Below are 12,518 nucleotides of genomic sequence, written 5' to 3'. Positions count from 1 at the left end.
TAATAACTAAGGAGAAGGTATAATGGAAGGAACGGTTCTCTATATAAATAAAGACTTCATTTAATTCCAAAGGAGACTTCTTTATGCTTGACGAACGCATGATTCGCATTGTTGTTGCGTTTATTGTCTCGCTGCTGACAGTTTTAATCATAACCCCAATCGTAAAAAGGATTGCGATTAAAATAGGTGCAGTTGACCAGCCCAGCAATCGAAAAGTACATGACAAAATCATGCCCCGCATGGGCGGGCTGGCCATATTTATCGGGGTGGTTGCAGGCGTGCTTGCATCCGGTATTTACACAGAAACAAGGATGACGGCAATTACAGTCGGAGCATTCATCATTATTGTGTTAGGTATTCTTGACGATAAATATCAATTAAGTGCAAAAGTTAAGTTTTTGATTCAATTAGGTGTAGCCATTATGATTGTAAGCACTGGCTTAAAAATGGACTTTTTCTCAGTACCTTTTTTAACAGAACGATTTGAGTTAGGATGGATGGCTTATCCGCTGACGGTATTATGGATTGTCGGCATCACGAACGCAATTAACCTGATTGATGGATTGGATGGCCTTGCTGCCGGTCTTTCTGTTATCGGCCTGTCAACGATTGCTGTCATGGCGCTATCCGGCGGAAAAGTGCTCATTCTGTCACTCTCATTAGTCGTTATTGCCAGCACGCTGGGGTTTTTGTTTTACAACTTCCATCCGGCAAAAATCTTTATGGGAGATACGGGATCACTGTTTTTAGGGTATAGTATCTCGATTCTTTCATTATTAGGCCTGTATAAAAGTGTCACATTGTTCAGTATCGTTATCCCGATTATTATATTAGGCGTACCGATTTTTGATACAACATTTGCTATCATCAGAAGAATATTAAACAAACAGCCGATTTCAGCGCCTGATAAGTCGCATATTCACCATAGACTGATGGCCTTTGGCCTTTCACATCGGATGTCGGTCTTAGTTATTTATTTAATTGGATTTATTTTCAGTATCAGTGCGATTGTACTTAAAAGTGCCACAATTTGGCTTTCTTTGTTTATTATCTTCATTTTGATTATTTTTATGCAAATCATAGCAGAAGTGACAGGACTCGTGAATGAAAAATTTAAGCCGTTTACAAAGTTTTATAAACGGCTGGTGAAAAGGAATTAAAAACTCCGGCTTATGTGCCGGAGTTTTTTTCTGCGCAAAAATGCCCGATCCTCTAAAAGGACCGGGCATTTTTTAATAGGATGAATCAGTTGTTGAATTCGTTGTACTGTTGTTTGAGCTTGTGCTGCTGTCATTCGAATAGCTGCTTCCGTTCGTCGTCCCGTCAGTTGTTGTGCCAGTGCTGCCAGTGCTGCCAGAACTGCTTGAGCTGTCAGTCCCGTCTTCGGTACCGGAAGTGCCAGTGCTTGTATCAGGAGTATAATCTAAATGCTCTTGAAGCGTTTTTCTGACTTTCTCGAGATTTGTAGCATCAGGTTCAAAGTAATATGTGTTGTTAGGCCCTAAATACAAATCAGAACCTGTAATGCTCAATGTGTCGATTTTTTTGCTGGTAAAGCCGCTGTAAATCTGCTGAAGCGCTAAACCTTCAGTAATGCGAATATTGGTTTCAACGTTTTCGCTGGCTTTTTCTGCGATTTTATCAATTTTAGCAATGTTGCTTGCACTTGACATGCGGTCAATCAGCGCGTTTAAGATTTGTTTTTGTCTGTCATTACGGCCAAAGTCTCCGCGTTTATCCTGTTTTCTCATCCGGGCATATGCTAAGGCTTCTTCGCCGTTCAAATGCATCTCGCCTTTTTTGAAGTAAATCCGTTTGCTTTCGTCTACATCACTTTTTTCATCGAAATCGAAAGGCACGTCAACATCAATACCGCCGACTTCATTAATCACATCTTTAAATCCGTCAAAATCAACTGTGACATATTTATCGATCGGGATTTGCAAGAAGTTTTCAACAGTTTCAACTGTTTCATCTTTACCGCCTTTGCTGTAAGCGGCATTGATCTTCGTCTTGCTTCCCGTTGTGTCACCAGCTAATTGCACACGTGTGTCACGCGGAATGCTCAGCATTTTCATGGTTTTATTTTTGGGATCCAGGGTAACAACAATAAGAGAGTCTGATCTCCCTTTTTGTCCTTTAGTCGCGTAATCCTCTATTCCCATAAATAAAATAGAAAATGGTTTTTTCTTCATGTCTACAACTTCGTTGCGAAGATTTGATTTATTCCCGCGGGATAGGGCATCGTACGATTCATCCGCAGCGTTAATGGTTTTATAAAGTTTATACCCGCCAAGCCCTACAACTACCAATAGTGCAAGGGCGAACAATAACATTATTCTTTTTAAAATTTTCCTACGTTTGCTCTTTTTCTTTTTTCGCACACGCACTCTAACGCGTTCAGCCATTATTCAGTCTCCTTTATGTGATTGACGGCTTTTTCAAGATACGTCAACTCTCCCTCTTTAATATCACTCTTTCCATTTGTCAGTTCTGTCATCCATTCAGAAAAAGCGTTGGTTTCTTTTTCTTCCACGTATGTTTCGAATTCAACATTTTCTGAATAATGGATTTCCTTTAACAGAAATTGTGACTCCCTTAATTCATTTTCAATCTTGCCAAGCCATGTGTAATCTGCAGAAGTATGCATGATTCGCATAAGCTTCCGTTCTACAACACCTATATGATTTAATCCTTCAGACACTGATTTCCCATAAGCGCGAATTAATCCGCCAGCACCAAGCTTAATGCCTCCGAAGTAGCGTGTAACGACGGCGCAAGTATCCTTCAGCCTGCGTTTTTTTAAAACCTCGAGCATCGGCACTCCCGCTGTACCGCTTGGTTCCCCGTCATCATTGGCTTTTTGGATATGATCATTCTCGCCAATAACATAAGCCGAGCAATTATGAGTCGCATTCCAGTGCTGTTTCTTTATTTTCTGTATAAATTCCTGTGCCTCTTGTTCGGTAGAAACACGGCTTAAATGACAGATAAAACGCGATTTTTCTATAACAATCTCGTGTTCTCCCGCTTCTTTCACAGTAAAATAGCTGTGCAGCATGCTAGCTGACCCTCCTGCTAAGCATAAAAGACTGCCTATACAAATTCGTACAGTCTTTAGAATTTTTGTGCGTATTTTGGTATCATAAAGAGTAGATAGTATATAAAAATGTTTTTTTCTAGAATATACGCATTCTTTCATTATAATTCGACATAATTTGCAGATCAATTACATTTATAATAAAAATATATGACAACGCCGTGACGGAGGGAAATTATGAATAAAACAAAGATGGATTCCAAAGTGCTGGATTCTATTTTGATGAAGATGCTGAAAACCGTTGACGGGAGCAAGGACGAGGTTTTTCAAATCGGGGAGCAGTCACGCCAGCAGTATGAACAGCTGGTCGAAGAACTGAAACAAATTAAACAGCAGGTGTATGAAGTGATTGAGCTTGGCGATAAACTTGAAGTGCAAACTCGCCATGCGAGAAACCGTTTATCCGAGGTCAGCCGTAATTTTCATAGATTCAGTGAAGAGGAAATCCGCAATGCTTATGAAAAAGCCCATAAGCTGCAGGTAGAATTGACGATGATCCAGCAGCGTGAGAAGCAATTGCGCGAACGGCGGGACGATTTGGAGCGCAGATTGCTAGGGCTTCAGGAAATCATTGAGCGGTCAGAATCATTAGTAAGCCAAATTACAGTTGTGCTCAACTACTTGAATCAGGATTTGCGCGAAGTTGGACTGCTTCTTGCTGATGCTCAGGCAAAACAGGATTTCGGCTTAAGAATTATTGAGGCGCAGGAAGAAGAGCGAAAAAGAGTCTCAAGAGAAATCCATGACGGACCCGCTCAAATGCTGGCGAATGTTATGATGAGATCGGAATTAATCGAGCGGATTTTCCGTGACCGGGGCGCAGAGGACGGATTCCAAGAAATTAAAAATCTCCGCCAAAATGTTCGGAATGCCCTTTACGAAGTGAGAAGGATTATATATGATTTAAGACCGATGGCCCTTGATGACCTAGGCCTGATTCCAACTTTAAGAAAATATCTATATACAACCGAGGAATATAACGGGAAGGTCAAAATACATTTTCAGTGCATTGGAGAAACAGAGGATCAGAGGCTAGCGCCTCAGTTTGAGGTTGCGCTCTTCAGGCTCGCACAGGAAGCTGTGTCTAATGCGCTAAAGCATTCTGAATCTGAAGAAATTACAGTCAAAGTTGAGATCACAAAGGATTTTGTGATTTTAATGATAAAAGATAACGGTAAAGGGTTCGACCTGAAGGAAGCGAAAGAGAAGAAAAACAAATCATTCGGCTTGCTGGGCATGAAAGAAAGAGTAGATTTATTGGAAGGAACGATGACAATAGATTCGAAAATAGGTCTTGGGACATTTATTATGATTAAGGTTCCGTTATCTCTTTGACTATGATTTGTAAAATAGAGCCAAAAGGCATATTGACCGAATGCTAGAGTATATAGAACAATAATACAAGGAGGCGTGGCTTGTGACTAAAGTAAACATTGTTATTATCGACGACCATCAGTTATTTCGTGAAGGTGTTAAACGGATATTGGATTTTGAACCTACCTTTGAAGTGGTAGCCGAAGGTGATGACGGGGACGAAGCGGCTCGTATTGTTGAGCACTATCATCCTGATGTTGTGATCATGGATATCAATATGCCAAACGTAAATGGTGTGGAAGCTACAAAACAGCTTGTAGAGCTGTATCCTGAATCTAAAGTAATTATTCTATCAATTCACGATGACGAAAATTATGTAACACATGCCCTGAAAACAGGTGCAAGAGGTTATCTGCTGAAAGAGATGGATGCTGATACATTAATTGAAGCGGTTAAAGTAGTGGCTGAGGGCGGATCTTACCTCCATCCGAAGGTTACTCACAACCTCGTTAACGAATTCCGCCGCCTTGCAACAAGCGGAGTTTCTGCACACCCTCAACATGAGGTTTACCCTGAAATCCGCAGACCATTACATATTTTAACTAGGCGGGAATGTGAAGTGCTGCAGATGCTTGCAGACGGAAAAAGCAACCGCGGTATTGGTGAATCATTGTTTATCAGTGAGAAAACCGTTAAAAACCATGTCAGCAATATTTTACAAAAAATGAATGTAAACGACCGGACGCAAGCCGTTGTGGTCGCCATTAAAAATGGCTGGGTAGAAATGAGATAGTATAATAGGAGACTTGCCTTTTACTAGGCAGGTCTTTTTTTAGGCTGCCGTTTCCCTTACAATAGAGTTATAAAGCAATAAGGCAGGTATCGAAGCTATGAATATTGCAGTCGTAACAGACAGCACGGCATATATTCCGAAAGAAATGCGTGAACAACATCAGATACATATGATCCCTCTCCAGGTTGTTTTTAGGGAGGAGACTTACCGTGAAGAAATTGAGTTGGACTGGAAAAGCTTTTATGAAGAAGTGAAAAAACATAATGAGCTCCCGACGACTTCTCAGCCGCCAATCGGCGAGCTGGTTGCGTTGTATGAAGAGCTTGGCAAGTCTTATGATGCGGTTATCAGTATCCATCTTTCCAGCGGGATCAGCGGAACATTCAGCAGTGCAGCAGCGGCTGATTCGATGGTCGACAATATTGATGTGTATCCATTTGACTCAGAGATCAGCTGCTTGGCTCAAGGCTTTTATGCCCTTAAAGCTGCTGAATTAATCAAAAACGGAGCATCATCGCCGGAAGATATTATAAAAGAACTGGAAGAAATGAAAAAAACAGTTCGAGCTTATTTTATGGTAGATGACTTAGCCCATCTTCAGCGCGGCGGGCGATTAAGCAGCGCCCAAGCCTTCATTGGTAGTCTTCTAAAGGTAAAGCCTATCCTTCATTTTGACAATAAGGTAATTGTGCCTTTTGAGAAGATTCGCACACGTAAAAAAGCAATTTCGCGAATTTATGAGCTTTTAGACGAAGATGCGAGTAAAGGGTTGCCTATGCGAGCTGCTGTTATCCACGCTAATCGAGAGGAAGAAGCAGCGAAAATCATTGAAGAGCTTTCTGCAAAATATCCTCATGTTGAATTTTATAACAGCTATTTTGGCGCGGTAATCGGCACTCATTTGGGTGAAGGTGCGTTAGGAATTTGCTGGTGTTTTAAATAAGGCCAAATCTCCGTTTTTAGAGCGGAGATTTTTTTATATTCTTATTTTAATAGTTGGACAGAAAATATTCATTCAGGCATACTGTTTCGAAAGGAGGCGTGCTATGTGAATGTGCCAGTTGAAAAAAACAGTTCCTTTTCAAAAGAATTGCAGCAGACGCTTCGAAGCCGTCATTTGCTCAGGACTGAGCTCTCATTTTCCGATGAGATGATTGAATGGCATATCAAGAATGGATATATCACTGCTGAAAATTCTATATCCATAAATAAACGGAGATATAGATGTAATAGGTGCGGACAAACTGATCAGCGGTATTTTTCTTTTTATCACTCATCTGGAAAGAATAAGCTGTATTGCCGTTCCTGTGTCATGATGGGCAGAGTGAGTGAGGAGGTTCCTTTATATTCATGGAAAGAGGAAAATGAATCAAACTGGAAGTCTATTAAGCTGACATGGGATGGCAAGCTTTCAAGCGGACAGCAAAAAGCCGCCAATGTTTTAATTGAAGCAATATCAAAAAAAGAAGAGCTCCTCATCTGGGCGGTTTGCGGCGCTGGCAAAACAGAAATGCTGTTTCCTGGTATAGAATCAGCGTTAAATCAAGGACTGCGTGTATGTATTGCAACACCTCGCACCGATGTTGTATTAGAGCTTGCTCCAAGACTCAAGGCTGCCTTTCAGGGTGCTGACATTTCAGCGCTTTACGGAGGAAGCGATGACAAAGGGCGGCTATCTCCGCTTATGATTTCCACTACGCATCAGCTTTTGCGATATAAAGATGCAATCGATGTTATGATCATTGATGAAGTTGACGCTTTTCCATATTCTGCTGATCAAACCCTTCAATTCGCTGTTCAAAAAGCAAGAAAGAAAAACAGCACCCTCGTTTATTTAAGTGCAACACCTCCTAAAGAATTAAAAAGAAAAGCACTGAACGGACAGTTACATTCAGTTCGCATCCCCGCAAGACACCACCGGAAACCTTTACCCGAACCGCGCTTTGTATGGTGTGGAAACTGGAAGAAGAAATTAAACCGAAATAAAATTCCGCCAGCGGTGAAAAGATGGATAGAGTTTCATGTAAAAGAAGGGAGGCCTGTTTTTTTATTCGTTCCTTCCGTTTCTATTCTGGAAAAGGCTGCTGCGTGCTTTAAAGGTGTTCATTGCCGAACCGCATCTGTGCACGCGGAAGACAAGCATAGAAAGGAGAAAGTGCAGCAATTCAGAGATGGTCAGCTCGATCTATTAATCACAACAACAATACTGGAAAGAGGCGTCACAGTCCCCAAGGTGCAAACGGGTGTACTAGGAGCGGAATCGTCTATCTTTACGGAAAGCGCACTTGTTCAAATTGCAGGAAGAACCGGCCGGCATAAAGAATATGCGGACGGCGATGTCATTTACTTTCACTTCGGCAAAACAAAGAGTATGCTCGATGCAAGAAAGCATATAAAAGAAATGAATGAATTGGCAGCAAAAGTTGAATGTACAGACTAGCCATTATTTGAAAACGTGGTACAGTATACTCATATAACCGATGATGAGGAGCTGTAAAAATGCTTGTCAATTCAAAAGAAATCGTAATGAAAGAACTGCTCGACCGATATATGGACCAGCTTCATATGGCCTGTACTTGCCAAGTATGCCAAAACGATGTATTGGCACTTTCTTTAAACAAAGTGAGTCCATCCTACGTTACTGATTTTAAAAAGATCGCATATACGAAAGCTGAGCTGGTAGATAAACAAAAAAACACAGCAATGCTTGTCATTTTGGCTGAATCTGCTGCAGTAGTTTCAGAGAGTCCAAGCGATTTATGTCAAACGAAGCAGGAGGAGGCATTCATAAACTGATCTGTTTATTATGTGATTCGCAATTTTCTCAAGATGTTACATGGAGAGCCCTTTTTTTACTAAAGCCTGATGAAAAGGTTTGTTATTCTTGCAGAAGCAAATTAAAGAAAATCACAGGACATATCTGCCCCCTGTGCGGCAGACCTCAATCTGTTCATGCCGTATGCAGGGATTGCGAGGTGTGGAGAACAAGGATCAGAGACAGTTTGCTATTGCGTCAAAACCGTTCAGTTTACACATATAATGATATGATGAAAGAAACGCTCTCCCGTTTTAAATTTAGAGGAGATGCAGAAATCATAAATGCATTTAAAAGTGATTTTTCTTCAACCTTTTCTAAGGTTTACCCCGATAAGCATTTTGTTCTTGTACCTATTCCGCTGAGCAAGGAACGGGAAGAAGAGCGCGGATTTAACCAGGCACATCTCTTGGCAGAATGTTTAGACCGGCCTTCCCACCATCCCCTCATTCGCCTGAATAATGAGAAACAGTCAAAGAAAAAGAAAACAGAACGCCTGCTGTCAGAGTGCATTTTTGATACAAAAAATAATTCAGCAGAAGGTATGAATATCATTTTAATAGACGATCTTTATACAACAGGCGCCACCTTGCACTTCGCAGCCCGCTGCTTATTAGAAAAAGGAAAAGCCGCTTCAGTGTCATCTTTTACCTTGATCAGAAGCTAAATGATTCTGTTTTTATGCCGATATAATCACTAGAAATTGACACAGGCATATTATCTAATAAGGAGAAAAAAAGATGGGAGAACTGGCTAATTGTCCGAAATGCAATGCTTTATTTTTAAAAACAAAGCTGCAAACCGTATGTCAGGCGTGTATTAAGGAAGAAGAAAAATCATTTGAGACTGTCTATAAATTTTTAAGAAAACAGGAAAACCGGCAATCAACTTTGAGCCGGATAACTGAGGAAACAGGTGTGGAAGAAGAGCTGATATTGAAATTCATCAGGCAGAAGCGAATTCAGATCACTCATCTTCCTAATTTGGCATACCCTTGTGAAAGGTGCGGGACATCGATTAGAGAAGGCAAGTTCTGCAAGGCTTGCCAGTCTGATATTAAGGATCAAATGGATCATTTGAACCACGAGGATGCTCTGAAAATCGAGAAAGAAAATAGTAAAAAAGACACATACTATGCCTATAATACCAAAAACAGCTGATTCCCTAAACTAACTGAAAACGCAGTCGATAAAAGGGTTAAGATTGTTTAAAGACTGCAACGGAAAGCGAGAGGAATCCTATGAAAATCAATCAATTTGGAACACAATCCGTTAATCCATATCAAAAAAATTATGATAAGCAAGCGGTGCAAAAAACTGTTGCACAGCCTCAAGATAAAATTGAAATTTCATCACAGGCTAAAGAAATGCAACATGCATCCGACGCAGTCACTGGTTCACGACAGGAAAAAATTGCGCAGCTTAAAGCGCAAATTGAAAACGGGTCATACAAAGTAGACGCAAATCATATTGCGAAAAATATGATTAATTTTTATAAAAAGCAATAAAAAAGGAGAAAGCCCATGTCAGCGAAGGCAATTATTGAACAATTGAAGCGACTTTGCGTTCTGCATGAGCACCTGCTCACGCTGTCTGAAGAAAAGACGGAAGCGCTCAAAGCCGGCAAAACAAAAGAGCTTTCTAACATTTTGACAAAAGAGCAAAAATATATTCAAGCAATCACGCAGACAGAAGATGACCGGATCAAAACAACTTCGGCCTTTCTCGGATATAGCGAAAATAATACTATTTCCGCATGTATCGCCAAAACCTCAGGCAGTGAAAAGGAAGAGCTGGAACAACTATACGAATCTCTTTCTCAAGTTCTCGGACGTCTGAAAAAAGTAAATGAGATGAATAGGCAGCTGACAAGAGACGCGCTGCAATTCATCTCTATTTCGTACGATATGCTGGTTCCTAAGGAAAATAACTTCAATTACAGCAAATCAATTAAAGCTGAGCTGCCGAAAAGTAGCAAAATGAAACTGTTTGATTCAAAAGCTTAGCAGAAAGGAATTCAGAAAATGACATCTACCTTTATGGGGCTTGAAACTGCAAGGCGGGCGTTAAGCGCTCAGCAGGCAGCGTTAAGCACTACTGCAAATAACGTGGCAAATGCCAATACTGATGGTTATACAAGACAGCGGGTCTCATTGGAGGCAACTGACTATTTCCCTGCTGTATCTAAAAATGCAGAAAAAACAGCGGGACAAATGGGTACGGGCGTTCAAGGAAAATCAGTTGAGAGAATAAGAGATATCTTTCTTGACTACCAATACCGTCTTCAAAACAACAGTGCCGGATACTATGACACGAAGGCAAAAGCGCTGTCCCAAATGGAAGGCGTTTTAAATGAAACGGATGACAGCGGCTTGAACAGTGTGCTCAATTCGTTTTGGAATTCCCTGCAGGAATTATCGAATAATACAAATGAAGAAAGTGCACGTTCTGTTGTTGCTCGAAAAGGACAAGCTGTAGCTGAAACGTTTAATTATATTTCTGAATCACTTACAAATGTCCAATCGAATTTAAAAGCAGAGCTAAATACAACTGTGTTGGATGTCAATTCTCTGCTTTCTCAGTTAAACAGTTTAAATAAGCAAATTGCACAAGTAGAGCCGGTCGGGCTCCTTCCGAATGGCTTATATGACCAGCGAGATTTGCTGATCGATAAATTATCCTCAATGGTTGATATCAAAGTCAGCTACAACAAATCAGGCGGGAATGCACTTGCATCTGCTGAAGGAACTGTATCAATTGAAATCCTTGATAAAAATAAACAGTCGCTAGGAACTGTTTTGGACGGTAAAAATTACGAGGTTTCAGAACTTGCAGCCAACTATGATAATGAAACTGGGTTAGTATCAAGTATTTCAATCGGGGATACAGCTGTGCAGGCGGAGTCCTTTAGCAGCAAGGGATCCCTTTTAGGATTTATAGAGTCTTACGGTTATATAACAGCAGACGGCCAAGAAAAGGGCGTATACCCGGAAATGCTTTCTGATCTTGACAATATGGCGCTTGAATTCGCGAAAGCTTTCAATGAAGTGCACAGAAATGGTGTGACCAAGAGCGGTGAACAAGGCGGAGACTTTTTTGATTTTACTGGCGGTGAAACTGAACCTGCCAAGGGCGCGGCGGGCAAGATCAAAGTGGCTGACAGCATAATAGATTCAAAAGGCGCAAACATTGCTTTCTCACTGACTGGTGCAGCCAACGATAACGCAAATGCTACAAAATTAGCAAATGTTTTAACCGGTAAAATAACCATTAACGGTAAAGAAACTAGTGTTTTAGATTATTATGCGGGTCTGATTGGCGAGCTAGGGATCGAAGCTCAAGAGGCTAATCGACTGGCGTCTAATACAGAAACACAGCTGAATGATGCTGACATAAACCGTCAGCAAATGAGCGCAGTTTCTTTAGACGAAGAAATGACGAATATGATTCAATTCCAACACGCATACAATGCAGCTGCAAGAATGGTGACTTTACAAGACGAATTGCTTGATAAAGTGATCAACGGCATGGGTGTTGGAGGAAGGTAGGTAGAGTCACATGAGAGTAACACAAGGCATGATACAGCAAAACTCACTGAGATATATCGGTTCAAGCTACTCGAAGCTGGATAAACTCCAGTCGCAGATTTCTTCAGGAAAAAAAATCTCAAAAGCTTCCGACGATCCTGTAGTAGCAATGAAAAGCTTAAAGTATAATACGCAACTGTCTCAAGTGCAGCAGTACAAAAGCAATGCTTCTCAAGCCTTTACCTGGCTCGAAAACACAGAAACAAACATTACAGAAGGAATTGACATCTTGTCAAAGGTCAGAGAATTAGCGGTTGAAGCTCAAAATGATACAAACGGCGAGCCGGAGCGGCAAGCGATTGGCGTAGAGGTAAAGCAGTTAAAGGAACAGCTTTTAAATATTGCGAATACACAAGTGAACGGCAGATATATCTTTAATGGCACAAATTCAGATAAGCCTCCGGTTACAGATAACGGAGACGGAACTTATACAATTTCTGATACAGCTGATGTCGTAGTCAATATATCAAATAATATGTCATTGAAAGTGAATTCAGATCCAAAGTCAGCTTTTGGAGGCACTTCTGAAAGCGGGCAGAATGTATTTGAAATGCTTGATTCTTTTGAGAAAGCACTAAATTCTGGTTCGCTAGATGGCATGGACAGTGTTTTAAATGATATTGATCATTTTTCTGACGGCATGAGCGCTGAACGATCTGATCTTGGAGCGAGATATAATCGTCTTGAACTGGTTAATACAAGACTGTCAGCGCAAGAAGAAACAGCTACCAAAGTGTTATCAGACAATGAAGATGTAGAACTGGAAGAAGTAATAACTGAATTTATTGCGCAGCAAAGTGTGCACAGGGCTACTCTGGCCGTTAATGCGCAAATTGTTCAGCCTACATTGATTGACTTTTTAAAGTAAGCGGCTCTTAGGAGTTCGCTTTTTTTATAGTTCAGGAGGTAG

Annotated in this window: 14 protein-coding genes; 12 read left to right on the top strand and 2 right to left on the bottom strand. The window is 40.9% G+C overall.

The genetic code is table 11. The features are described 5' to 3' along the window. Positions 1–83: 83 nt before the first annotated feature. A complete protein-coding gene (locus tag bslm_RS17430; RefSeq protein WP_003227975.1) occupies positions 84–1,160 on the top strand; it encodes an MraY family glycosyltransferase in 1,077 nt (358 codons plus the stop codon). A 72-nt stretch (positions 1,161–1,232) separates the two neighbouring features. Here bslm_RS17430 and tagV read toward each other — a convergent pair whose 3' ends face one another. Further along, entirely contained in the window at positions 1,233–2,408 is a 1,176-nt protein-coding gene (gene tagV, locus bslm_RS17425) for a polyisoprenyl-teichoic acid--peptidoglycan teichoic acid transferase TagV (RefSeq protein ID WP_003244117.1), read from the bottom strand. Beyond that, entirely contained in the window at positions 2,408–3,061 is a 654-nt protein-coding gene (locus bslm_RS17420) for a YigZ family protein (RefSeq protein ID WP_003227979.1), read from the bottom strand. The genes tagV and bslm_RS17420 overlap by 1 nt, the downstream gene beginning before the upstream one ends. A gap of 216 nt (positions 3,062–3,277) precedes the next feature. Between bslm_RS17420 and degS the strand changes: the two genes are divergently transcribed. From degS to flgL, 11 genes are all read left to right on the top strand, one after another. Continuing rightward, the gene (degS, locus tag bslm_RS17415) at positions 3,278–4,435 is read left to right on the top strand and encodes a two-component sensor histidine kinase DegS (protein ID WP_003227983.1); all 1,158 of its coding nucleotides are present in this window, start codon (positions 3,278–3,280) and stop codon (positions 4,433–4,435) included. 82 nt (positions 4,436–4,517) lie between these two features. Further along, on the top strand, positions 4,518–5,207 hold the full coding sequence (degU, locus tag bslm_RS17410; RefSeq protein WP_003219701.1) for a two-component system response regulator DegU: 690 nt from the start codon (positions 4,518–4,520) through the stop codon (positions 5,205–5,207). Between the two features lie 97 nt (positions 5,208–5,304). Continuing rightward, positions 5,305–6,150 (top strand): DegV family protein, encoded by an 846-nt coding sequence (locus bslm_RS17405; RefSeq protein ID WP_003244125.1) that lies wholly within the window; start codon positions 5,305–5,307, stop codon positions 6,148–6,150. 105 nt (positions 6,151–6,255) lie between these two features. Then, positions 6,256–7,647, top strand: a complete 1,392-nt coding sequence (gene comFA / locus bslm_RS17400) for an ATP-dependent helicase ComFA (protein ID WP_003243962.1) — start codon at positions 6,256–6,258, stop codon at positions 7,645–7,647. A 59-nt stretch (positions 7,648–7,706) separates the two neighbouring features. Beyond that, positions 7,707–8,003: a late competence protein ComFB gene (gene comFB / locus bslm_RS17395; RefSeq protein WP_003227989.1), complete on the top strand. Its 297-nt coding sequence runs from the start codon at positions 7,707–7,709 to the stop codon at positions 8,001–8,003. Next, positions 7,967–8,689: a comF operon protein ComFC gene (comFC, locus tag bslm_RS17390; RefSeq protein ID WP_003227991.1), complete on the top strand. Its 723-nt coding sequence runs from the start codon at positions 7,967–7,969 to the stop codon at positions 8,687–8,689. The genes comFB and comFC overlap by 37 nt, the downstream gene beginning before the upstream one ends. A 73-nt stretch (positions 8,690–8,762) precedes the next feature. Then, positions 8,763–9,182 (top strand): TIGR03826 family flagellar region protein, encoded by a 420-nt coding sequence (locus tag bslm_RS17385; protein WP_003227995.1) that lies wholly within the window; start codon positions 8,763–8,765, stop codon positions 9,180–9,182. Between the two features lie 80 nt (positions 9,183–9,262). After that, on the top strand, positions 9,263–9,529 hold the full coding sequence (gene flgM, locus bslm_RS17380; protein WP_003227997.1) for a flagellar biosynthesis anti-sigma factor FlgM: 267 nt from the start codon (positions 9,263–9,265) through the stop codon (positions 9,527–9,529). Between the two features lie 15 nt (positions 9,530–9,544). Further along, positions 9,545–10,027 (top strand): flagellar protein FlgN, encoded by a 483-nt coding sequence (gene flgN / locus bslm_RS17375; protein WP_003227999.1) that lies wholly within the window; start codon positions 9,545–9,547, stop codon positions 10,025–10,027. An 18-nt stretch (positions 10,028–10,045) separates the two neighbouring features. Further along, positions 10,046–11,569 (top strand): flagellar hook-associated protein FlgK, encoded by a 1,524-nt coding sequence (flgK, locus tag bslm_RS17370; protein ID WP_003228001.1) that lies wholly within the window; start codon positions 10,046–10,048, stop codon positions 11,567–11,569. A 10-nt stretch (positions 11,570–11,579) separates the two neighbouring features. After that, positions 11,580–12,476, top strand: coding sequence for a flagellar hook-associated protein FlgL (gene flgL / locus bslm_RS17365; RefSeq protein ID WP_003228004.1), 897 nt, complete (start codon positions 11,580–11,582; stop codon positions 12,474–12,476). The last annotated feature ends 42 nt before the right edge of the window (positions 12,477–12,518 follow it).

Origin of the sequence: Bacillus sp. LM 4-2 (assembly GCF_000978495.1) — a bacterium.
Lineage (GTDB): Bacteria > Bacillota > Bacilli > Bacillales > Bacillaceae > Bacillus > Bacillus subtilis.
This window is presented reverse-complemented; position numbering and strand designations above follow the sequence as displayed.